We start from the raw sequence: 22,424 nt of genomic DNA on the forward strand, positions 1-22,424 counted from the left end.
CAGCCGGCGCCGTGCTTCCGCGGGGGAGGGCCCGGAACCCCTGTTCAGGGCCCTTCAGGCCCCCGTGGACACGGTGCCCGCCGCGAGCCTGTCGCGGACCAGGGCGGCCAGTGTGCCCGCGAACTCCACCGGCTCCACCGGAAGGGTCACAGCGGCGTCCGCGCGGCTCCAGGTGGCCAGCCAGGCGTCCTGCGGGCGGCCGATCAGCAGCAGTACGGGCGGGCACCGGAAGACCTCGTCCTTGATCTGCCGGCAGACGCCCATACCGCCCGCGGGGACCGACTCGCCGTCCAGCACGCAGACGTCGATCCCGCCCTTGTCCAGGGCGCCGATGACCGCGTCGAGCGTCGCGCACTCCAGGTACTGCACCGGCGGCACGTCCGAGGCCGGCCTGCGACCCGCCGCGAGCCGTACCTGTTCCCGGGTGTTCGCGTCGTCGCTGTAGACCAGGACCGTGGCGCTCGGCTGCATTGTTCCTCCGTGACGGCTGTGTCTTCGAAGATCAGCGGGATCTGCGGGGCCCGCGGGGCCCGTTGGGGGTTGGACCCTGGCGCGGATGCTACTCCGTCCGACACCCCGTCAACACCGTTACGGACTGCCTCGCGATGGGCCGTTCGGGCTGGACACGAGCCGCTGACACACCGAACGGCACCCCCCAGGGTGAGGGCGGGATAAGCGACCGACATAATGTCGGTCGTGGCGACAGCAACGACAGTAGAAACCGGGCACGCGCACCCGTCGGTCAATCGGCCGAACCTCACCAGCGTCGGAACCATCATCTGGTTGAGTTCCGAGCTGATGTTCTTCGCGGCCCTCTTCGCGATGTACTTCACCCTGCGATCGGTGACGGGTCCCGAGCACTGGAAGGATATGGCGTCCTCGCTGAACGTTCCTTTCTCGGCGACGAACACCACGATCCTTGTGCTCTCCTCCCTCACATGCCAGCTCGGCGTCTTTGCCGCCGAGCGCGGCGATGTGAAGAAGTTGCGCTCGTGGTTCTCGATCACGTTCGTGATGGGTGCGATCTTCATCGGAGGCCAGATCTTCGAGTACACCAACCTGGTGAAGGAGGACGGCCTTTCGCTCTCCTCCGACCCGTACGGTTCGGTGTTCTACCTGACCACAGGCTTCCACGGCTTGCATGTGACAGGCGGCCTGATCGCCTTCCTGTTCGTTCTCGGCAGGACATACGCAGCCAAGAGATTCACGCACCAGCAGGCGACCGCAGCCATCGTCGTGTCCTATTACTGGCACTTCGTCGATGTCGTGTGGATCGGCCTCTTCGCGACGATCTACCTGATCAAGTAATCGGGCCCGACGCCCCACTCATCCAGCAAGCACCGACGCAGAAGATCCTGACACCGGGGTAATCCGTGAAAAAGCTCTCCGCACGACGACGCCACCCGTTGGCGGCGGTCGTCGTCCTACTCCTCGCGCTGGCGGCCACCGGGGGGCTGTACGCCGCGTTCGCTCCCGCGGGCAAGGCGCAGGCCGACGACACCTCCCAGTCCCTCGCCATCAGTGAGGGCAAGAAGCTGTTCTCCGTGGGCTGCGCAAGCTGCCACGGAATGGGCGGCCAGGGCACGTCCGACGGTCCCAGCCTGGTCGGCGTCGGCTCTGCCGCCGTGGACTTCCAGGTCGGCACCGGCCGTATGCCTGCCCAGCAGCCCGGCGCCCAGGTGCCGAAGAAGAAGGTCATCTACTCGCAGGGCGAGATCGACCAGCTCGCCGCGTACGTGGCCTCCCTCGGTGCCGGACCCATCGCGCCGACCTCGAAGCAGTACAGCGACAAGGGTGCCGACATCGCAGCCGGTGGCGACCTCTTCCGCACCAACTGTGCCCAGTGCCACAACTTCACGGGTGAGGGCGGTGCTCTGACGCACGGCAAGTTCGCCCCGAGCCTTGAGGGCGTGGACCCGAAGCACATCTACGAGGCCATGCAGACCGGCCCGCAGAGCATGCCGAACTTCCCCGACACGACGATGCCGGAGAAGCAGAAGCAGAACATCATCGCGTACATCAAGACCGTCAACGGCGACAACTCCGCCAGCGAGGGCGGCCTGAAGCTGGGCGGCCTCGGTCCGGTCAGTGAGGGTCTGTTCGGCTGGATCTTCGGACTCGGTGCGCTGATCGCAGTTGCCATCTGGGTCGCGGCCCACACCGCTAAGGCCAAGAAGTCATGAGTAGCCAAGAGAATTCCGAAGAGAACCTGCCGCGTACGCAGGAGTCCGCGCACGGCGCGGTGGAGCCCGCGGACGACCCGTTCGCGGACCCGGGACTGCCGGCCCACAAGCCGCGGATCCAGGACATCGACGAGCGGGCCGCCAAGCGCTCCGAGCGCGTGGTCGCCTTCCTGTTCACACTCTCGATGCTGGCGACGATCGGGTTCATCGCGTCCTACGTGATCTTCCCCGTCGACAAGATCATCTTCGTCTTCCCGTTCGGGCACGTGAGCGCGCTCAACTTCTCCCTGGGCCTGACCCTGGGTGTGGCGCTCTTCACGATCGGCGCCGGCGCGGTCCACTGGGCCCGCACGCTGATGTCGGACGTCGAGATGCCGGCCGACCGCCACCCGATCGAGGCCCCGGCCGAGGTCAAGGCGCAGGTGCTGGCCGACTTCGCGGCAGGTGCCGCCGAGTCCGGCTTCGGCCGCCGCAAGCTGATCCGCACCACGATGTTCGGCGCCATGGCCATGGTGCCGCTCGCCGGTGTGATGCTGCTGCGCGACCTGGGCCCGCTGCCGGAGAAGAAGCTCCGCAAGACGCTGTGGGCGCGCGGCAAGGTGCTCATCAACATGAACACCAACCAGCCGCTGCGTCCCGAGGACGTGTCCGTCGGTTCGCTGACGTTCGCCATGCCCCAGGGCCTCTCGGAGTCCGACGAGGACTTCCAGACGCAGATCGCCAAGGCCGCCCTGATGATCGTCCGTATCCAGCCGGACAACATCAAGGACAAGAAGGAACGCGAGTGGGCCCACGACGGCATCGTCGCGTTCTCGAAGATCTGCACCCACGTCGGCTGCCCGATCAGCCTGTACGAGCAGCAGACGCACCACGTGCTCTGCCCGTGCCACCAGTCCACCTTCGACCTGTCCGACGGCGCCCGCGTCATCTTCGGCCCGGCCGGCCACCCGCTTCCGCAGCTGCGGATCGGTGTGAACGGCGAGGGTAATCTCGAAGCGCTCGGCGACTTCGCAGAGCCCGTCGGTCCTGCCTTCTGGGAGCGCGGATGAGCACCGTGACGGATACACAGCGCAAGGCGCCCGCCGGCGAGCGGGTGGCCGACTGGGCCGATGGCCGTCTGGGCATCTACGGCCTGGCCAAGACCAACATGCGCAAGATCTTCCCGGACCACTGGTCCTTCATGCTCGGGGAGATCTGCCTCTACAGCTTCATCATCATCATCCTCACGGGTGTCTATCTGACGCTGTTCTTCCACCCGAGCATGAACGAGGTCGTCTACGACGGCCCGTACGTGCCGCTCCAGGGCATCCACATGTCCGAGGCGTACGCCTCGACGGTGAACATCAGCCTGGAGGTCCGCGGCGGTCTGCTCATCCGGCAGATCCACCACTGGGCGGCGCTGGTCTTCCTGGCCGGCATGCTGGTGCACATGATGCGCGTGTTCTTCACGGGCGCCTTCCGCAAGCCGCGCGAGATCAACTGGCTCTTCGGCTTCCTGCTGCTGGTGCTCGGGATGTTCACCGGCTTCACCGGCTACTCCCTCCCGGACGACCTGCTCTCCGGTACGGGTGTGCGGTTCATGGAGGGCGTCATGCTCTCCATCCCGATCGTCGGCTCGTACCTGTCGATGTTCCTGTACGGCGGTGAGTTCCCCGGCGGCGACTTCGTCTCGCGGTTCTACTCGGTCCACGTACTGCTGCTGCCGGGCATCATGCTCGGACTGCTGGTCGGCCACCTGATCCTGGTCTTCTACCACAAGCACACGCAGTTCGCGGGTCCCGGCAAGACCAACAAGAACGTCGTCGGCATGCCCCTGCTGCCGGTCTACATGGCCAAGGCCGGAGGCTTCTTCTTCCTGGTCTTCGGTGTCATCGCGGCCATGGCCGCGATCGCCTCGATCAACCCGATCTGGGAGATCGGCCCGTACCGTCCGGACCAGGTGTCGACCGGCGCCCAGCCCGACTGGTACATGGGCTTCTCCGAAGGTCTCGTCCGCATCATGCCGGGCTGGGAGATCAACGCGTGGGGACACACACTCGTCCTGGGCGTGTTCATCCCGATCGTCGTCTTCCCGCTGGTCCTGGTCGGTATCGGCGTCTACCCGTTCATCGAGTCCTGGATCACCGGGGACAAGCGCGAGCACCACATCCTGGACCGCCCGCGCAACGCCCCGACGCGTACGGGTCTCGGCGTCGCCTGGATCACGCTCTATCTGATCCTGCTCGTCGGCGGCGGCAACGACCTCTGGGCGACGCACTTCGACCTGTCGATCAACTCGATCACCTGGTTCGTCCGGATCGGGATGTTCGCCGGACCGGTCATCGCGTTCATCATCGCCAAGCGCTGGTGCCTCGGCCTGCAGCGCCGTGACCGCGAGAAGGTGCTGCACGGGCGCGAGTCCGGCATCATCAAGCGCCTGCCGCACGGTGAGTTCATCGAGGTCCACGAGCCGCTCAAGCCCGAGCAGCTGCACACCCTGACCGCGCACGAGCAGTACCAGCCGCTCGAAATCGGCCCCGAGGTCGACGAGAACGGTGTCACGCGCAAGGTGTCCCGTCTGACCCGGGTCCGCGCCAAGCTGAGCAAGGGCTACTACGGCGAGCACAACCAGATCGAGAAGCCCACTGCCGACGAGTACAAGGAGATCACCAGCGGCCACGGTCACCACTGATCACCTGACCGACTGAAAAGTCGCCACAGCAGGAGCCCCGTCCATTCGATGGACGGGGCTCTTCGCGGTCCCCGGGGCTGGATAAGCTGGCCGTATCCCTATTCGGCGGTGGACCCCAGGAGTGGACCATGAGCGTTGTGACCCCGGTCGGCGGCGACAGCGTGGCGGCCCACTCCTGGCCGGGCGTACTCGACTCCCTGCTCCGCGGCATCGACCAGAGTGCGGACGCCACCGCCTGGGCGATGGACCGCATCATGAGCGGCGAGGCGACGGACGCGCAGATCGCCGGGTTCATGGTCGCGCTGCGTGCCAAGGGTGAGACGGTCGAGGAGATCGGCGGACTCGTCCGGGCGATGTACGCGCACGCCAGGCTGATCGACGTGCCGGGCCCGAGCGTGGACATCGTCGGCACCGGGGGCGACGGCGCCAACACCGTGAACATCTCGACCATGTCCTCGATCGTCGTGGCGGGCACCGGCGCCAAGGTCGTCAAGCACGGCAACCGCGCGGCGTCGTCCCAGAGCGGGGCGTCCGACGTCCTGGAGAAGCTGGGCGTCAATCTCCAGCTGACCCCGGAGCGGGTCGTCGAGGTGGCGGCCGAAGCGGGCATCACGTACTGCTTCGCGGTGAAGTTCCACCCCGCACTGCGCTATGTGGCCGCCGCCCGGAAGGAGCTGGGCATCCGCACCACCTTCAACTTCCTGGGGCCGCTCACCAACCCGGCGAAGGTCCGGGCACAGGCGACCGGTGTCTCCGACGCCCGGGTGGCGCCCATCGTCGCGGGTGTGCTGGCCGAGCGCGGCTCGTCGGCCCTGGTGTTCCGGGGTGACGACGGGCTGGACGAGCTGACCACCACCGCCACGTCCCGGGTCTGGACCGTGGCGGACGGCACGGTGCGCGAGGAGCCCTTCGACCCGCGCGACGTGGGCATCGGGCTGGTCCCGGTGGAGGCACTGCGCGGCGGCGACTCGTCGTACAACGCGGATGTGGCCCGCAGGCTGCTCGCCGGTGAGGCCGGTCCGGTACGGGACGCGGTCCTGCTCAACTCGGCGGCGGCGCTGGTCGCCCTGGACCCGGGCCCCGGATCCCTCAACGAGCGGATCGCGGCCGGCATCGCCCGGGCCGCCGACTCCATCGACTCGGGGGCGGCGGCCCGGGCGCTGGAGCGATGGGTCGTCGCCAGCAACGCCTGAGCTCCCCGGCACGGGATCTCCAGGGCGCAGTCGCGCGGCCCACGACCGGCCATCGGTCTCATGCTGTGGACTGCGCCTTGGCGCGTCCGGATCCGTATGGCAGGATTCTCTTCAGGTCATGAGTGACAGCGACTACGGCCCCAGCCCGCTGTCCGGCAACCCTCCGTCCGTGGCGGGGTGCCCTGGGTGAAGACCAGGCCGTGGGCAGCGAAGTCCTCGGCAAGCGCGGATCCCTCGACAGGGATCCTGGTCGTCGAGGGAGTTCTTCCGTGGTTCAGCGAATGCGATAGGGCAGTAGCCCCCTTCTCCGCACCCCTTTTCTTGCACTGCCGCGGGTAGCCGCGCGGTGAATTCGCCTGCCCTTTTCCGGGAGTTCGTCATGTCTGTTCCCAGCGCTGCCGTCAACCCGTCGGTTTGTCAGGATTCCTCCGGGAGTCTCCCCGTCCTCGGACGCGACGTCCTGGTCCCGCTCGTCACCGGCGGCGAGGTCACCTACGCGGCACTTGACTACGCGGCGAGCGCCCCGGCCCTCCAGCGCGTCTGGGACGACGTGGCGGCGTACGCCCCGTACTACGGCAGCGTCCACCGCGGCGCCGGGTACCTCTCGCAGCTCTCCACCGACCTCTTCGAGAACAGCCGGACGACCGTCGCCGATTTCCTCGGCTGCCGCCCGGACGACCAGGTGGTCTTCACCCGTTCGACCACTGACTCGCTCAATCTGCTGGCCGCGGTGGTCCCCGCCGGCTGCGAGGTCTTCGTCTTCGAGACCGAGCACCACGCCTCGCTGCTGCCCTGGCGCGACGCCGCCGTGACCTACCTCAACGCCCCGCGCACGCCGCAGCAGGCCGTCGAGACCCTGGAGCGCGCGCTGGCGGACCGTGCGACGCCCGAGGCACCCGCCCTGGTCTGTGTCACGGGCGCGTCGAACGTCACCGGTGAGCTGTGGCCGGTCAGGGAGCTGGCGGCCGCCGCCCACGCCCACGGTGCGCGCATCGTGCTGGACGCGGCGCAGCTCGCGCCGCACCACCCCGTGGACATCGCGGCGCTGGACGTCGACTGGGTCGCCTTCTCGGGGCACAAGCTGTACGCGCCGTTCGGCTCCGGGGTCCTCGCGGGCCGCTCCGACTGGCTGCGCGACGCCGAGCCGTACCTCGCGGGCGGCGGCGCCTCCCGCACCGTGGCCCGGCGCACCGACGGCGGCGTCGACGTCGAGTGGCACACCACGGCCGCCCGCCACGAGGCCGGATCGCCCAACGTCATCGGCGTCCACTCCATCGCCTCCGCCTGCCGGGCCCTGACCGAGGCGGGCTTCGATTCCCTGGTCGAGCGTGAGCAGAAGCTGGTCGGCAGGGTCCTCGGCGGGCTCGCCGAGGTGGACGAGGTCCAGGTCCTCTCACTCTTCGGTGACGACGCCCCGCGGGTCGGTGTCATCTCGTTCGTGGTGGACGGCTGGAACAGCTCGCACTTCGCGGCGGCGCTCTCCGCCGAGTACGGGATCGGGGTGCGCGACGGCCTGTTCTGCGCCCACCCGCTCGTCCGGACCCTGCTCGGCAGCGACCCGCAGGACCAGGGCGAGTGCGGCGCCCCGGAGGGCGAGCCGGGGGAGCGTTCGCTCAACGCGGTCCGGGTGAGCTTCGGCGCCGGTACGCCGGACGAGCACGTGGAGCGCTTCGTGGGCGCGGTCAAGGAACTGGTCCGGGACGGTGCCCGCTGGAACTACCGCACCGAGGACGGCCGCTGCGTGCCGGCTGTCTGACTGTTCTGACTGTTCTGACCGCGGCGACGCGGAAGTGTACGGCCGTCCGGTGCGGCGGGGCGGCCGTACGTGCGTGAGCGGCCGTACGTGCGTTACGCGTCCAGGCCGATGGCGAAAGCCGCTTCCAGGTCGTGCTGCGAGTAGGTACGGAACGCGACGTGCGTGTCCGTCGCCTCCACTCCGGGGATCTTGCTGATCCGGCCGGGAATGATGTCCGCCAGATCGTCGTGGCGGGCCACCCGGACCAGCGCGATCAGGTCGTACGTACCGGTGACGGAGTAGACCTCGCTGATGTTCTCCAGGGCGGCGAGCGATTCGGCGATCTCGGGGATCCGGTCCACGCTGGTCTTGATGAGCACGATCGCGGTGATCACGGCTTGCTTTCTCCCTCGGTGGCCGTCGCTGGGAGTTTCACTCTAGTCGTACGCCAGTACCGCACCGCCGCGTAGCCGAAGCCCAGCGAGAACCCCACCAGATGCGCCGTATAGGCGACCCCTGGGCCGGTCCCGGTCTGCTGGCCGGCCGCCAGCCACTGCAGGACGAACCAGAAGACCAGCACGATCCAGGCCGGGAAGCGCAGCGGCAGGAACAGCAGGAACGGGAAGATGCTCGTCACCCGGGCCCGGGGGAAGAGGCTCAGGAACGCGCCGAGCACCGCCGAGATCGCGCCCGAGGCACCCACCAGCGTCTGGTCGGACGCGGAGTGCGTGAGCGCGTACGCCGTCAGGGCGATGTAGCCCGTCACGACGTAGAAGACGGCGAAGTGCAGGCGGCCCATGCGCTCCTCGGCCATCGCGCCGAAGACGTAGAGGAACAGCATGTTGCCGAGGAGGTGCAGCCAGTTCGCGTGGATGAAGAGCGCGGTGAGCGGGGTGAGCAGGGCGCCCGGCGTCCCGCTCATCAGTTCGGTGGGAACGACGCCCCAGTGTTCGAAGTACGCGCTCTGGGCGGCGAGGAGGTTGTCGCCGGTCCCGTACGCCGGATCGAGCCCCGAGACGGGGCTCATCAGGAACACGAGGCAGCAGACCCCGATCAGGCCGTACGTCACCACCGGCCCGCCGAGCGCGTCCCCGCGCCGCCCCGGCGCCTTCCGTCCGGGTGCATCCCGCCACTTGAGCATCCACCGAGCATGGCCCAACCGGACGCAATCGGGCAGATCGCCTCGCCGGGTCCCGTACGGTCGGCAGGTCCGCCCCCGGGGTATGCCGTAGGCCGTAGGGTTGCGGGCAGTACATCCGCAGTTCGATGGCGCACCGCGACCGAGGCAGTACGAACGAAGAGGACGCACGTATGACCACGGTTCCCATGCCGACGGCCGACACCCGGTGGCGCTGCACGCTCTGCGGCAATCTCACCCGGTTCGATGTGACGCGCTCGTCGAAGGTTGTCGAGTACATACACCTCGACCTGGCCGGTGAGCCCAAGGTGGAGGAGCGTGAGGTGGTCAGTGAGACCATCGAGTCGGTGCGCTGCCGCTGGTGCAACGCGGTGGATCAGATCGAGCTGGTGGACAGGCCGGGCGGCGGCTCCTGAGGGAGCCCCCTGACGAGTGACAGTGGGGTGACGGATGGTGGAGGCTGAACGCGGTGCGGAGCCGGCCGACGCGGCCGACGACGTCGCAGAGGCGCTCGACCGTCCGCTGCCCGAAGCAGTACGGCGGCGGGTCGTCGCGCTCGTGTCCGACGCCTTCGGCGGGCTGACCGTACCCGAACTCCCGGCGCAGCTGCGGCAGTACGCCCGGTTCACCCCCACCAGACGGGCCAAGTTCGCGGGCAACGCGATGGCCGCGGCCCTGGAGGGCGACCCGCTGTTCCGCGGGCGCATCGGCGAGCGCCTCAAGGAGTCCCAGCCCGAACTGACCGGGGCCCTCGAAGCCGGCTCACCGCCCGCGGCCGCCGACCCGGTGGATGTGGCGGCGGCCGCCTACGTCCTGCGCCCGGCCGGCTGGGTGAAGCTCGTCGCCGCCGCGGGCGAGGAGGCCCAGCGGGTCGTCGCCGAGCGGGCCGACGAGGCGGGCCGGCACGAGCTGGAGCGGCTGCGTGCGGAGCTGGCCGACGCACGGGAGCAGACCAGGTCCGAGAACGAGCGGCTGCGCGCGGAGCTGGACGCGGCCCGCAAGGATGCTGAATCGCTTCAGCGCAAGCTGCGCAGCGCGCAGAGCGATGTGAAGCGCGGCGAGGCGGCGCTGCGCCGCTCCGGTTCCGAGATCGACACGATCCGGTCCGACGCGGCGGCCCGGGTGGCCGCGGCGGAGAGCGAGTCGCGGCGGCTGAAGGCGCGGCTCGGTGAGGCCGAGGCGGCGGTCGAGGCCGGCCGCCGCGCCGTACGCGAGGGACGTTCCGTCGAGGACATGCGGCTGCGGCTGCTGCTCGACACGGTGCTCGACGCGGCCCAGGGGCTGCGGCGCGAACTGGCCCTGCCGCCGGTGACCTCGCGCCCCGCCGACTCGGTGGACGCGGTCGAGCCGGGCCGGCTCTCGCCCAAGGACATCGCGGCCCGGGCCCTTTCCGACACCGACCCGGCCCTGCTGGACCAGTTGCTCTCGCTGCCACAGGCCCATCTGGTGGTGGACGGCTACAACGTCACCAAGACCGGCTATCCGCAACTGCCGCTGGAGAAGCAGCGGCTGCGCCTGCTCGGCGGGCTCTCGATGCTCGCCGCGCAGACGGGCGCCGAGATGACCTGTGTCTTCGACGGGGCCGAGCTGGCGGCGCCGGTGCTGCTCGCGCCGCCGCGCGGTGTGCGGGTGCTGTTCAGCAAGCCCGGGGTGACCGCGGACGAGGTGATCCGTCAGCTGGTGCGGGCGGAGCCCTCCGGGCGCCCTGTGGTGGTCGTGTCGGCCGACCGCGAGGTCGCCGACGGCGTGGCGAGAGCGGGCGCCAGGCCCGTCGCGTCCGTCTTGTTGCTGAAGAGGCTTTCGCGCGCCTAGTAACTCCTGTGCGCAATGCCCTACTTCGCGGCGCGGTTTTTCCACCACAGCGTCAAGTGACCGTTACTGCCCGTGCGATGTCTGTAAAATATGCACTCAGTGACCGAGATTTTTGGCAACAGGATTTGAACTGATCACAAGTAGGTCACTAAGGTCGGGCCTCGAACCTTCGCGCGGTCGATCACTCATTCCGGGTGGCAGCGAAGGAACCGCCGATCCCCACACGGTATTGCTACGTGTTCGGCGGCTCTGAGGAAGAAGGAGCTCGCCTCCGTGGCGTCCCACCGTCGACTCAAGCAGCCGAGCCGCACTCGCGTGACCGTACTCACCGCGACCGCTGCCGCAGCCGTGGCCCTGACCGCTCAGGCCGCGCACGCAGACCCGAAGCCGACCAAGAGCGAGGTCAAGGCGAAGGTCGACAAGCTCTACGAAGACGTGGACGCGGTCAGCCAGAAGTACGACGGTGCCAAGGACCAGCAGTCCAAGCTGAAGAAGCAGGTCGACGACCTCCAGGACAGCGTGGCCCGCGGCCAGGAGGACCTCAACAAGCTCCGGGGCCAGCTCGGTTCGATGGCGAGCGCCCAGTACCGCTCGGGCGGCATCGACCCGTCCGTGCAGCTCTTCCTCTCGTCCGACCCGACCACCTTCCTCGACAAGGCCACCGCGCAGGACCAGCTGAGCGACCAGCAGGCCGACGCGGTCAGGAAGATCCAGGCCAAGCAGCGCAGTCTCGCCCAGGAGCGTTCCGAGGCGCAGGACAAGCTGAAGGACCTGGCGTCGACGCGCACGGAACTCGGCAAGAAGAAGCAGGAGGTCCAGGACAAGCTGGCCTCCGCGCGCAAGCTGCTCAGCAGCCTGACCGCCGCCGAGCGCGCCTCGATAGCCGAGGACAACCAGCGCGCCAACCGCGCCAGCGACCGTGCGGACCTCGGCGACGCCGTACCGGCCTCCGCCCGGGGCGCCGCCGCCCTCGACGCGGCGAAGACCCAGATGGGCAAGCCGTACGTCTACGGCGCCACCGGTCCCGCCTCCTTCGACTGCTCGGGGCTGACATCCTGGGCGTACGCCCGGGCCGGTGTCACGATCCCGCGCACCTCGCAGGCCCAGGCCAACGCCGGTCAGCGCATCTACTCGCAGAGCGCCCTCAAGCCCGGCGACCTGGTGCTCTTCTACGGCGACCTGCACCACATCGGCATCTACGCGGGCAACGGCCAGGTGCTCCACGCCCCGCACACCGGTGCGGTCGTCCGGTACGAGGCGATGGGCAACATGCCGTTCCAGTTCGGCGTCCGTATCTGATCCGGACCCGTCTCGAACGACGCCGCCGACACCGCCCAATCGGGCGAATTACGGCGCCGTGAGCTGACTCCCCGCCCCGTCGGTGACCTTGTGTCTCCGGCGGGGCGTCACTCTGTGTGCACGGCGGGGTCTTTGGCCACAGCGTGGTCGCACGGCTACTGTCCGGCGTGCGGTGCCCGGCAATTGGTCCGCCCAACGGGGCGGCAGGGACCGCACCCAGCAGAAGGAGTGCGGCTCCTGTGGTGTCCCATCGCCGTGTCACCCAGTCCGGCCTCGCGCAGAGCGCCCGGATCACCGTGCTGTCCGCCGCGCTGGCGACGGCCGCGGCAGGCCTCGGGGCCGCACCGGCGGGCGCCGAGCCGCACGAGTCGGCGGCAGCGGCCAAGAGCAAGGTCGACGGCCTCTACGCCCAGGCCGAGCGGGCCACCCAGCAGTACGACAAGGCGGATGAGCGGGCCGGGCGGCTGCGCCACCAGGTCGCCGAGGCACAGGACGGCGTCGCCCGCGGCCAGCAGCGGCTCAACCGGATGCGCGGTGCGCTCGGCGCGCTGGCGGGCGCCCAGTACCGCGCGGGTGCCATCGACCCCTCACTCGCGCTGCTGCTCTCGTCGGACCCCGACTCGTATCTCGACAAGGCCGCGGCCCTGGCCCAGATCGGCGATGTCCAGGCGGGTGAACTGCACCGCATCCAGCAGGCCCAGCGCGAGCTGACCCAGCGGCGTGCCGACGCGACCCGACGGCTCGCCGAACTCCGGCGCAGCCGCACCGAGGTGGCCCGCCACAAGCGCACCGTCGAGGGCAAGCTCGCCCGGGCGCGCCGGCTGCTCGACGCGCTGCCCACGCAGCAGCGCGCCCAGTACGACCAGGTCTCGCGCTCGGACCGGGGCGCGCTCCCCGTGCTCGGCGCGCTGCCGGTGTCGGGCAGGGCCGGAGCAGCCCTGGCCGCGGCCCGCAGCGCGCTCGGCAGGCCGTACGTGTGGGGCGCCAACGGGCCCTCGGGCTTCGACTGTTCGGGACTGATGCAGTGGGCGTACGCGCACGCTGGCGTCTCGCTGCCGCGCACCTCGCAGGAGCAGCGGTACGCGGGCCGGCGGATTCCGCTCTCCCAGGCGCGGCCCGGCGACCTCGTGGTGTACCGCAGCGACGCCAGCCACGTCGCGATGTACGTGGGCAACGGCCAGGTCCTGCACGCGCCGTATCCGGGTGCCAGGGTCCGCTACGATCCGGTCGGCATGATGCCCGTCTCGTCGGTGACCCGGGTCTGACCAGGCCGGGCGCCGGTCGGGCCCGTCGGCCGGACACGTACGATCGGCGCGTGACAGGGCGGGGGAGCAGGACGGGACGGAAGCGGGCCGCGGGCTGTGTGCTCGCGCTCTGCCTGCTGCTTCCCGGGTGCACCGGGCCTTCCGGCTCCGCCGCGTCCGGCACGGCGGAGCGGGGCATCCGCCGTACTCTCGACCGCCGCGCCGCCGCCGTCACCGGCCATGACGAGAGCGGGTATCTGTCCGTCGTCGATCCGCGGGCGAAGGGGCTGCGGACGGCGCAGCGCGCGGAGTTCCGCAATCTGGCCTCCGTACCGCTGAGTTCCTGGCAGTACCGGGTCGATGACGTGCGGTCGCGGGGGACCACCGCCACCGCCCGGGTCGAGTTGCGGTACCGGATCACCGGTTACGACAGCGCGCCGGTGGCGTCCCGGCGCACCCTCAAACTGGTGGAGCGCGACGGCCGCTGGTACCTGGACGACGACAGTCCGGCCCCCGGCACCGGTCAGCAGCTCTGGCAGCAGGGTCCGGTGCGGACCGCCCGCGGCAAGCACAGCCTGGTGCTCGGCGTCGGCGGGTCCGTCGGGCTGCTCCGCCAGGTGGCCGCCGCCGCCGACCGTGCCGTCCCCGCCGTCGGCAAGGCCTGGCACCGGAAGTGGGCGGGGCGCGTGGTGGTGCTCGTGCCGTCCTCGCTGGACGCGATGGGCGCCCTGCTCGGGTCGCCCGCCGCCACCTACCGGGGCATCGCGGCCGTCACCACCGGCGAGGCGGGCGGCGCCGGGGCCGCGCCCGCGGACCGGGTCATCGTCAACCCCGAGGCGTACGCGCTCCTGGGCCGGCTGGGCCGGCAGGTGGTCATCACCCACGAGACCACCCATGTCGCCACCCGCACCGCGACGTCGGCGGCCACGCCGCTCTGGCTCTCCGAGGGGTTCGCCGACTGGGTCGCTTACCGGGACACCGGCAACAGCCCCCGGGAGACGGCGCCGGAGCTCCAGCGGGCGGTGCGGTCCGGGTCCCTGCCCGCGACCCTGCCCACCGACGCCGACTTCGGTTTCAGCGACGGCGCCGACCGGCTCGCGCGGGCGTACGAGGGCGGCTGGCTGGCCTGCCGGCTGATCGCCGCGCACTGGGGCGAGCAGAGACTGACGGACTTCTACCGGGCGGTCGGGGCGCAGGGGCAGGCCGGCGGCGCGCTGGAGAAGGCCATGAACGACGTGCTCGGTACGGATCCGGCCGCCTTCACGGCCCGGTGGCGCGAGTACCTCAGGGCGCAGCTGGACTGACCGGCTCACGGCCCGGGTCGGTTCCGCCCGAGTCGGTGTCTCCCGGGTCTGCGACCCCGGCGGTCCCGGTGCCTGCTGTGGTTCCGTCCCCGGACCCGGCGGTGCTTGAGCCCGCCGCGCGCCCGCGCCGCGGGACCGTACGCCGCCACAGCACGCGGGCCGCGGCCAGCGCGGCCGCGACCAGCAGGCCGTTCCGTACGAAGATCAGCACGAGGCCGACCGCGTCCCCGGCCACCACGTGGTCGAACCCGAGCGGGAACTCCAGGATGGTCACAGCGGTGGCGCCCACCACCAGCAGGACAGGGACCGCCATCGCGCTGGTACGGAAGACCAGGCAGACGGCGCCGATACCGACCAGCCACACCAGGTACTGGGGGCTGATCACCCGGCTCGTCACGGTGAAGAGCAGCACCGCGGTGAACGCCGCGTCGCACGGCGTGGCCGGTGCGTACTCCCCGGCCCGCAGCCGCCACAGCAGCAGCCAGCCGAAGGCCGTGGCGGTCAGCCCCAGCGCGGCGGCGCTCACCACGTGGACGTACGGTCCGACGAACTCCACCGACCCGTAGGTGAGCAGCACCTGCCCCTGCCAGCCGAACTGCCGGGCCACCTGGAAGACCAGGCCGCCCAGCGACTCGACCTCGGTGCCCCGCTCCCGCTGGAAGGTGAGGAAGGCGAAGGCGCCCGGCACCGCCGTACCGGCGAGCAGCAGCAGGCCCGCCGACGTCGCGGCGAAAGCCGTCCAGGACCGGCGCGTCGCACGGCCGCGCGCCACGCCCGCGAGCAGCAGCGCCGGCCAGACCTTGAGCAGCGCGCCGAACGCCGCCAGCGCCCCCATGGCGCGCGGACGCCGGGCCCCGGCCAGCAGCGCGGCCACCGCGACGGCGGTCACCATCAGGTCGTACCTGGAATACGCCGTCGGGCCGAGCAGCGGCAGGCCCGCCACCCACACCCAGACGCCGGCCTGCCGTTTGCCGGGCCTGCCCGCCGCGTACAGCAGCAGGCCGAGCACCAGCGCGTCGGCGAGGAGGGTCAGTACGAAGAAGGCGGGCGCGTAGCCGAGGAACGGCAGTACGGCGGGGGAGAGGACCGCGAGCGCCGCACCGGGCGGGTACTGCCAGGTCACGTCGGAGAGCGGGAAGGTGCCGGTCCGCAGCACCTCGTACCAGCCGTGGTAGATCCCCGACACGTCGACGGTGACATCGGCCCCCGGCACGGTCAGCACCTTGAACACGCAGAGCAGCAGCAGCGCCCTGGTCGCAGCCCAGACCAGGACGGGACGTGCCGCGCCGCGTACGCCCCGCATGACCGCCCCGTCCGCTCTGACGGCCTGCGCCGTGGTGTGCTCCGACATCGGGGTCATGATGCCGTGCGTGGGCGCGCGGGAGCGGTGAGGCAGGGCCGTTGGGTACTGTCGGCGGCGATGCACAAGACGTTGATCGTGACCAATGACTTTCCGCCGCGCCCCGGCGGTATCCAGGCCTTCCTGCACAACATGGCGCTGCGCCTGGACCCCGAGCGGCTCGTCGTCTACGCCTCCACGTGGAAGCGCGGCGCCGAGGGCGCCGATGCCACCGCCGCGTTCGACGCGGAGCAGCCGTTCACGGTCGTACGGGACCGGACCACGATGCTCCTGCCCACCCCTCGCGTCACGGCGAGGGCGAGCGGGCTGCTGCGCGAACACGGCTGTACGTCGGTGTGGTTCGGGGCGGCGGCCCCGCTCGGCCTGATGGCTCCCGCGCTGCGGGCGGCCGGCGCCGAACGGCTCGTGGCCACCACGCACGGTCACGAGGCGGGCTGGGCGCAGCTGCCGGGATCGCGGCAGCTGCTGCGGCGGATCGGCGAGGGCACGGACACCCTGACGTACCTCGGCGAGTACACGCGCTCGCGGATCGCCGCCGCGCTCACCCCGGCGGCCGCGGGCCGGATGGTCCAACTGCCGCCCGGCGTCGACGAGAAGACCTTCCACCCCGGGTCGGGCGGTGCGGCGGTCCGCGCCCGGCTCGGGCTCACGGACCGGCCGGTGATCGTGTGCGTGTCACGGCTGGTGCCGCGCAAGGGCCAGGACACGCTGATCCTGGCGATGCCCCGGATCCTGCGACAGGTCCCGGACGCGGTCCTGCTGATCGTCGGCGGCGGACCGTACGCCGGGGACCTGGAGAAGCTCGCGGAGCGGACCGGCGTCGTGGACTCGGTGCGCTTCACCGGGCCGGTGCCCTGGGCCGAGCTGCCCGCGCACTACGGCGCGGGCGACGTCTTCGCGATGCCGTGCCGCACCCGCAGGGGCGGACTCGATGTCGAGGGGCTCGGCATCGTCTACCTGGAGGCGTCCGCGACCGGGCTGCCTGTGGTGGCGGGCGATTCGGGCGGTGCGCCCGACGCGGTGCTCGACGGCGAGACCGGCTGGGTGGTGCGGGGCGGCTCGGCCGAGGACGCGGCGGACCGGATCGTCACGCTGCTGCGGGATCCGGCGCTGCGGCGGCGGATGGGCGAGCGCGGCCGGGCCTGGGTCGAGGAGAAGTGGCGCTGGGACCTGCTCGCCGAGAAACTCAGGGAGTTGCTCTGACGGGACCCGGGGCCGGGGCCGGGTGCGGCCCCGGGTGCGGAGCGAAAGCGGGTGCGGGCCCGCGGCCCGCACCCGGTTCTTCCGTGACGCCCGGTCAGCCCCGGTAGATCGCTTCGATCTCGTCGGCGAAGTCCTTCGCCACCACGGCGCGCTTGAGCTTCAGTGACGGGGTGATGTGTCCCGCCTCCTCGGTGAGCTGTGCGGGCAGGACCCGGAACTTGCGTACGGACTCGGCCTTGGAGACCGCCGCGTTGCCGTCGTCCACCGCCCGCTGGATCTCGGCGAGCAGCTCCGGGTCCTCGCGCAGCGACAGGGCGGTGGATCCCACCGGCTTGCCGCTCTCCTCGGCCCAGCGCGCCAGGAACTCCTCGTCCAGCGTGACCAGTGCCCCGACGAACGGCCGCCCGTCGCCGACCACCATGCACTCGGCGACCAGGGCATGCGCACGGATCCGGTCCTCGATCACCGCGGGGGCGACGTTCTTGCCGCCCGCGGTGACGATGATCTCCTTCTTGCGGCCGGTGATCGCGAGGTAGCCGTCCTCGTCGAGCGTGCCGATGTCACCGGTGTGGAACCAGCCGTCAGCCAGCGCCTCGGCCGTCGCCGTCTCGTTGTTCCAGTAGCCGCTGAACAGGTGCTCGCCGTGCAGCAGCACCTCGCCGTCGTCCGCGATCCGGACGACCGAACCGGGCAGTGGCTGGCCGACCGTGCCGATCTTCTGCCGGTCCCACGGGTTGAAGGCGGTCGCCGCACAGGACTCGGTGAGGCCGTACCCCTCCAGCACCGTGAAGCCGATCCCCCGGTAGAAGTGCCCGAGCCGCTCGCCCAGCGGCGCGCCGCCGGAGATCGCGTACTCGCCGCGCCCGCCGAGGACCGCCCGCAGCTTGCTGAAGACCAGCCGGTCGAAGACCTTGTGCTTGATCCGCAGTCCGGCGGACGGGCCCTGCGGGGTGCCGAGCGCCCGGCTGTAGGCGATGGCGGTGTTGGCGGCCCGGTCGAAGATCTTTCCCTTGCCGTCGGCCTGCGCCCTGGCGCGCGCCGAGTTGTAGACCTTCTCGAAGACCCGGGGGACGCCGAGGATCAACGTCGGCCTGAAGGAGGCGAGTTCGTCCGTGAGGTGCTTGATGTCCGGTACGCAGCCGATCTTGATCGGCGCCATCACGGAGGAGACCTCGACGAGCCGGCCGAAGACGTGCGCGGCGGGCAGGAAGAGCAGTACCGAGCACTCGCCGGTACGGAACAGCGGTTTCAGCCGCTCCACGATGTTGCCGCACTCGGCGAAGAAGCTGCGGTGGGTCAGCACGCAGCCCTTCGGGCGGCCGGTGGTCCCCGAGGTGTAGACGATGGTGGCCGGGTCGTCGGCCCGCGCCCGGGAGCTGCGCTCGTCCACCGTCGCGTCCGTGACCTCGGCGCCGCTCGCCCTCAGTTCGTCGACGGCGCCCCTGCCGATCTGCCAGACGTGCTTCAGGGCCGGCAGCGAGTCCCGTACGGCCTCGACGGTCCCGGCGTGCGCGTCGCTCTCCACGAGCACCGCGACCGCGCCGGAGTCGCCGAGTATCCACTGCACCTGCTCGGCCGAGCTGGTCTCGTACACCGGCACGGTGATCGCGCCCGCGCTCCAGATCGCGAAGTCCAGCTGCACCCACTCGTACCGGGTGCGGGACATCAGGGCGACCCGGTCGCCCGGCTGCACACCTGCGGCGATCAGGCCCTTCGCCGCGTCGTGGACCTCCGTGAGGAACCGGGCTGCGGTGACATCGGTCCAGGCGCCGGCCACCTTGCGGCCCATCACCGCTGCATCGGGATGCTGAGCGGCGTTGCGGCGGATCAGATCCGTCAGATTGCCGTCCGATGGGACCTCGTACAGGGCCGGAAGGCTGAACTCACGCAAGACTGCTGCTCCTCTGGTCGACATCGCTGTCGCCACGACTGGACCTGACCGCCCGGACGTTACCCATGGGTAAGAGGTTCCCGATAGGGGGGTCCGGCCAGATGTTCCATGCGTCACACGACATCGCTGTGCTTCGCGCAGACTAGTCCACGCATGTCGCACGACGGCGGTATTCGCAGGTCCGGCCCCCTCTATCCAGGTTGTGCCCAGGCGTCCTAGGGTGATCTCCATGCGCGTGCATGTGGTCAGTGACGTCCATGGCAACACCAGCGGTCTCGCGAGGGCGGGTGACGGGGCCGACGCCCTGATCTGCCTCGGTGACCTGGTCCTCTTCCTGGACTACGCGGATCACTCCCGCGGGATCTTTCCCGACCTCTTCGGCGTCGAGAACGCCGACCGCATCGTGGAGCTGCGCACCGCGCGCCGCTTCGACGAGGCTCGCGACCTCGGCCGCAGGCTCTGGAGCGGGGTGGACCGCGACACCGCGATCGAGACGGCGGTGCGCAGCCAGTACGCCGAGCTGTTCGCGGCCTTCCCCACTCCCACGTACGCGACCTACGGCAATGTCGACGTCCCACCGCTCTGGCACGAGTACGCGCGCCCCGGCACCACCGTCCTGGACGGCGAGCGCGTCGAGATCGGCGGCCGGGTCTTCGGCTTCGTGGGCGGCGGCCTCAGGACCCCGATGCGCACGCCCTACGAGGTCAGCGACGAGGAGTACGCGGCCAAGATCGAGGCGCTCGGGGACGTCGACGTGCTCTGCACGCACATCCCGCCCGAGGTCCCCGAGCTGGTGTACGACACGGTGGCCCGCCGCTTCGAGCGGGGCAGCCGCGCCCTGCTCGCCGCGATCCAGCGCATCCGGCCCAGATACGCGCTCTTCGGCCACGTGCACCAGCCACTGTCCCGCCGCGTCCGCGTCGGCCGGACCGAGTGTGTGAACGTCGGCCACTTCGCATCGACCTCACGGCCCTGGGTCATGGAGTGGTAGCGGTCAGCGGCCCGGTGCGTACGCGATAGCCTTCACAGCGCATGCAACACCGGATTCCGCACTGGAGGAGCCACGGCGATGGCTGAACACACCAGCTCAAGCATCACGATCGAGGCCGCACCGGCCGACGTCATGGGCGTGATCGCCGACTTCGCCCGCTACCCGGAGTGGACCGGCGAGGTGAAGGAGGCCGAAGTCCTCTCCACCGACGCCGAGGGCCGCGCCGAGCAGGTCAGGCTGGTGCTCGACGCCGGTGCGATCAAGGACGACCACACCCTCGCGTACACCTGGACCGGTGCCAACGAGGTCAGCTGGACGCTGGTCAAGTCGCAGATGCTCCGCTCGCTCGACGGCACCTACCTCCTCGCTCCGGCGGGCGGCGCCACCGAGGTCACCTACCGGCTGACCGTCGACGTCAAGATCCCGATGCTCGGCATGATCAAGCGCAAGGCCGAGAAGGTCATCATCGACCGCGCCCTGGCCGGTCTGAAGAAGCGGGTCGAGTCCGGCGCCGCAGCGCAGTCCGAGGGCTGACGCCCGATGCGTACGGTCCTCGTCACCGGCCTCGGCGGCGCGGGCCGCACCACCGTCGCGGCGGCCACCGCACTGGCGGCCGCCCGCGAAGGCGAGCGGGTCCTGCTGCTCTCCACCGACCAGGACCCGGGCGACAGCCTGTCCGCCGCCCGCGACGCGGGGGTGCGGGCCGAGCGGATCGACTCCGGCGCCCACTTCCGTACCGAACTGCTGGCCCTCCAGGAACGCGGCACCGCGGCCCTGGACCTGCTCGGCGCGGCCAGGCTGGAAGAGGAGGAGCTGACCGAGCTGCCGGGGGCGGCGCAGTTCGCGCTGCTGCACGCGTTGCGCACCGCCGATCCGGCCGAGTGGGACCTGACCGTCGTCGACATGCCGCCCGTCCAGGAGGCACTGGCCGTCCTCGCCCTCCCGGAGCAGCTCCGCCGCTACCTGCGCAGACTGCTGCCGCCCGAGCGGCAGGCGGCCCGCGCGCTGCGCCCGGTGCTGGCCCAGCTCGCCGGTGTCCCGATGCCCGCGCAGTGGCTGTACGGGACGGCCGCCCGGTGGGAGGACGAGCTGGCCGCCGTCCAGACCAGGATCGACGACCCGGACACCACCCTGCGACTGGTGGCCGAGCCGGGGCCCGCCGCGACCCGGGCGCTGCGCACCGCCCGTACCGGGATCGCGCTGCACCGCCGCATCCTCGACCTGGTCGTCGCGAACCGGCTGGTGCCCACCGGCTCCGGGGACCACTGGCTCACCGCGCTGGCGGCCGAACAGCAGGAGCACCTCAAGGAACTGTCCGCCTGCTTCGGCGACATCGAGGTGGCAGAGCTTCCCCATCTGGGCCGGGCACCCCGCACCGCCGACCAGCTGGACCCGCTGGAGCTCCCGGCCGCTCCCCGTGCGACGGCCCCGGAGTGGGACGTCGAGGACCGGCTCGCCGACGACGGCGTCCTGGTCTGGCGGCTGCCGCTGCCCGGCGCGGTCAAGGAGGAGCTCGGCCTGGTCAGGCGCGGCGACGAACTGCTGCTCACCGCCGGTCCTTTCCGCAGGACCGTCACCCTGCCGTCGGCGCTCCGCCGCTGCACGGTGGAGGGTGCGGGGCTCACGGACGGGGTGCTCGGCATCCGGTTCGCGCCGGATCCGCGGCTGTGGCCGCAGAACCGCTGACCGAGCCGGCCCGGGGCCGTTGACGGATTCGGCACCGGGCCGTTGACCGAGTCGGCAACAGGACCGGACAGAGCCGGTGCCACCGGCCCCGCCACAGAGCCGGTGGCCGGGCCGGTGAACGCCGCAGGGCCGTTCGGGTAACGTCGGGAGTACGGTCCTAAGCACACCCGTATCCCGTCGCAGGAGTCCGCCATGAGCGAAGCCCCCGAGCAGCCCGCCACCGACTCGGACGCCTGGGCGAAGGCCTGCGCCGAGGATCTCGCCGAGGAGAAGGCGCGCCGCCGCGCCGAGTACGGGAGCGCCGAGGGGTCGGCCGCCGACGAGCTGCGGAAGCTCTTCGACGCGGTCGCCGACAAGGTCTCCGACTTCCAGTCGTCGATCCCCGGCCTGGCCGCCCAGGGCGCCGTCCAGCAGTTCCTCAGCCAGGCGAAGTCCGTGGTCGAACCGGTCGTCGAGCGCAACCCCGACGTCTTCGACCACCTGGCGGCCGCCGGTGGCGAACTCCTCGCCGCCTACCGTTCCGCGGTGGAGAAGCAGGAGCAGCGGTGGACCGCGGGCCGGGAAACGGCCGCCGACCGCGACGCGGGCAAGGACGACGGCGGCGACGAGGGGCCCGGCCCGGCCGAGCGCATCGATCTGGACTGATCACCCCGGCCCGGCGGCCCTCGGGTACGGTTGCCCCTCAGCGGGGCTCGACCGAAAACTGAGGGACTC

The 22,424-nt window shown here is 70.9% G+C and carries 21 protein-coding genes and 1 riboswitch; of the genes, 16 read left to right on the forward strand and 5 right to left on the reverse strand.

The annotated features are described in order from the left end of the window. Positions 1–54: 54 nt before the first annotated feature. The gene (locus tag OG285_RS27115) at positions 55–471 is read right to left on the reverse strand and encodes a hypothetical protein (RefSeq protein ID WP_356825032.1); all 417 of its coding nucleotides are present in this window, start codon (positions 469–471) and stop codon (positions 55–57) included. Positions 472–687: 216 nt separating this feature from the next. Here OG285_RS27115 and OG285_RS27120 point away from each other — a divergent pair, with 216 nt between their 5' ends. The 6 genes from OG285_RS27120 to OG285_RS27145 all read left to right on the forward strand — a co-directional run bounded on the left by OG285_RS27120 (position 688) and on the right by OG285_RS27145 (position 7,803). After that, positions 688–1,308: a heme-copper oxidase subunit III gene (locus OG285_RS27120; protein ID WP_356825030.1), complete on the forward strand. Its 621-nt coding sequence runs from the start codon at positions 688–690 to the stop codon at positions 1,306–1,308. Positions 1,309–1,373: 65 nt separating this feature from the next. Continuing rightward, the gene (locus OG285_RS27125) at positions 1,374–2,183 is read left to right on the forward strand and encodes a c-type cytochrome (protein WP_356825028.1); all 810 of its coding nucleotides are present in this window, start codon (positions 1,374–1,376) and stop codon (positions 2,181–2,183) included. Continuing rightward, positions 2,180–3,232 (forward strand): Rieske 2Fe-2S domain-containing protein, encoded by a 1,053-nt coding sequence (locus tag OG285_RS27130; RefSeq protein ID WP_356825026.1) that lies wholly within the window; start codon positions 2,180–2,182, stop codon positions 3,230–3,232. Before OG285_RS27125 ends, OG285_RS27130 begins: the two co-directional genes overlap by 4 nt. Beyond that, a complete protein-coding gene (locus OG285_RS27135; RefSeq protein WP_356825024.1) occupies positions 3,229–4,854 on the forward strand; it encodes a cytochrome bc complex cytochrome b subunit in 1,626 nt (541 codons plus the stop codon). The genes OG285_RS27130 and OG285_RS27135 overlap by 4 nt, the downstream gene beginning before the upstream one ends. 128 nt (positions 4,855–4,982) lie before the next feature. After that, entirely contained in the window at positions 4,983–6,047 is a 1,065-nt protein-coding gene (gene trpD, locus OG285_RS27140; protein WP_356825022.1) for an anthranilate phosphoribosyltransferase, read from the forward strand. 114 nt (positions 6,048–6,161) lie between these two features. After that, a riboswitch (SAM riboswitch) is annotated at positions 6,162–6,279 on the forward strand. 147 nt (positions 6,280–6,426) lie between these two features. After that, entirely contained in the window at positions 6,427–7,803 is a 1,377-nt protein-coding gene (locus OG285_RS27145; RefSeq protein ID WP_371792487.1) for an aminotransferase class V-fold PLP-dependent enzyme, read from the forward strand. Positions 7,804–7,895: 92 nt separating this feature from the next. Here OG285_RS27145 and OG285_RS27150 read toward each other — a convergent pair whose 3' ends face one another. After that, positions 7,896–8,177, reverse strand: a complete 282-nt coding sequence (locus OG285_RS27150) for an Lrp/AsnC ligand binding domain-containing protein (protein ID WP_164264247.1) — start codon at positions 8,175–8,177, stop codon at positions 7,896–7,898. Beyond that, positions 8,174–8,923 (reverse strand): rhomboid family intramembrane serine protease, encoded by a 750-nt coding sequence (locus OG285_RS27155; protein WP_356825017.1) that lies wholly within the window; start codon positions 8,921–8,923, stop codon positions 8,174–8,176. Before OG285_RS27155 ends, OG285_RS27150 begins: the two co-directional genes overlap by 4 nt. 170 nt (positions 8,924–9,093) lie before the next feature. Between OG285_RS27155 and OG285_RS27160 the strand changes: the two genes are divergently transcribed. From OG285_RS27160 to OG285_RS27180, 5 genes are all read left to right on the forward strand, one after another. After that, a complete protein-coding gene (locus OG285_RS27160; RefSeq protein ID WP_164264249.1) occupies positions 9,094–9,336 on the forward strand; it encodes a hypothetical protein in 243 nt (80 codons plus the stop codon). 34 nt (positions 9,337–9,370) lie between these two features. Beyond that, positions 9,371–10,732 (forward strand): NYN domain-containing protein, encoded by a 1,362-nt coding sequence (locus OG285_RS27165; protein ID WP_371792488.1) that lies wholly within the window; start codon positions 9,371–9,373, stop codon positions 10,730–10,732. 273 nt (positions 10,733–11,005) lie between these two features. Further along, a complete protein-coding gene (locus OG285_RS27170; RefSeq protein ID WP_356825013.1) occupies positions 11,006–12,031 on the forward strand; it encodes an NlpC/P60 family protein in 1,026 nt (341 codons plus the stop codon). Positions 12,032–12,270: 239 nt separating this feature from the next. Then, positions 12,271–13,296 (forward strand): NlpC/P60 family protein, encoded by a 1,026-nt coding sequence (locus tag OG285_RS27175; protein ID WP_371792489.1) that lies wholly within the window; start codon positions 12,271–12,273, stop codon positions 13,294–13,296. Between the two features lie 50 nt (positions 13,297–13,346). Beyond that, positions 13,347–14,579, forward strand: a complete 1,233-nt coding sequence (locus OG285_RS27180) for a hypothetical protein (protein WP_371792490.1) — start codon at positions 13,347–13,349, stop codon at positions 14,577–14,579. On the opposite strand, the gene OG285_RS27185 is transcribed toward OG285_RS27180, so the two are convergent. Then, entirely contained in the window at positions 14,560–15,882 is a 1,323-nt protein-coding gene (locus OG285_RS27185; protein WP_371793635.1) for a glycosyltransferase 87 family protein, read from the reverse strand. The genes OG285_RS27180 and OG285_RS27185 overlap by 20 nt on opposite strands. 117 nt (positions 15,883–15,999) lie before the next feature. Here OG285_RS27185 and OG285_RS27190 point away from each other — a divergent pair, with 117 nt between their 5' ends. Continuing rightward, a complete protein-coding gene (locus OG285_RS27190; protein ID WP_371792491.1) occupies positions 16,000–17,142 on the forward strand; it encodes a glycosyltransferase family 4 protein in 1,143 nt (380 codons plus the stop codon). A 94-nt stretch (positions 17,143–17,236) separates the two neighbouring features. On the opposite strand, the gene OG285_RS27195 is transcribed toward OG285_RS27190, so the two are convergent. After that, positions 17,237–19,033, reverse strand: a complete 1,797-nt coding sequence (locus OG285_RS27195) for an AMP-dependent synthetase/ligase (protein WP_356825005.1) — start codon at positions 19,031–19,033, stop codon at positions 17,237–17,239. Positions 19,034–19,262: 229 nt separating this feature from the next. Here OG285_RS27195 and OG285_RS27200 point away from each other — a divergent pair, with 229 nt between their 5' ends. The 4 genes from OG285_RS27200 (at position 19,263) to OG285_RS27215 (ending at position 22,355) form a co-directional block, all read left to right on the forward strand. After that, positions 19,263–20,024, forward strand: coding sequence for a metallophosphoesterase (locus OG285_RS27200; RefSeq protein WP_356825003.1), 762 nt, complete (start codon positions 19,263–19,265; stop codon positions 20,022–20,024). A gap of 78 nt (positions 20,025–20,102) precedes the next feature. Next, positions 20,103–20,558, forward strand: coding sequence for an SRPBCC family protein (locus OG285_RS27205; protein ID WP_356825001.1), 456 nt, complete (start codon positions 20,103–20,105; stop codon positions 20,556–20,558). A 6-nt stretch (positions 20,559–20,564) separates the two neighbouring features. Next, positions 20,565–21,710, forward strand: a complete 1,146-nt coding sequence (locus OG285_RS27210; RefSeq protein WP_371792492.1) for an ArsA family ATPase — start codon at positions 20,565–20,567, stop codon at positions 21,708–21,710. A gap of 192 nt (positions 21,711–21,902) precedes the next feature. After that, positions 21,903–22,355, forward strand: coding sequence for a DUF5304 domain-containing protein (locus OG285_RS27215; RefSeq protein WP_371792493.1), 453 nt, complete (start codon positions 21,903–21,905; stop codon positions 22,353–22,355). The last annotated feature ends 69 nt before the right edge of the window (positions 22,356–22,424 follow it).

This window comes from Streptomyces sp. NBC_01471, assembly GCF_041438865.1.
Lineage (GTDB): Bacteria > Actinomycetota > Actinomycetes > Streptomycetales > Streptomycetaceae > Streptomyces.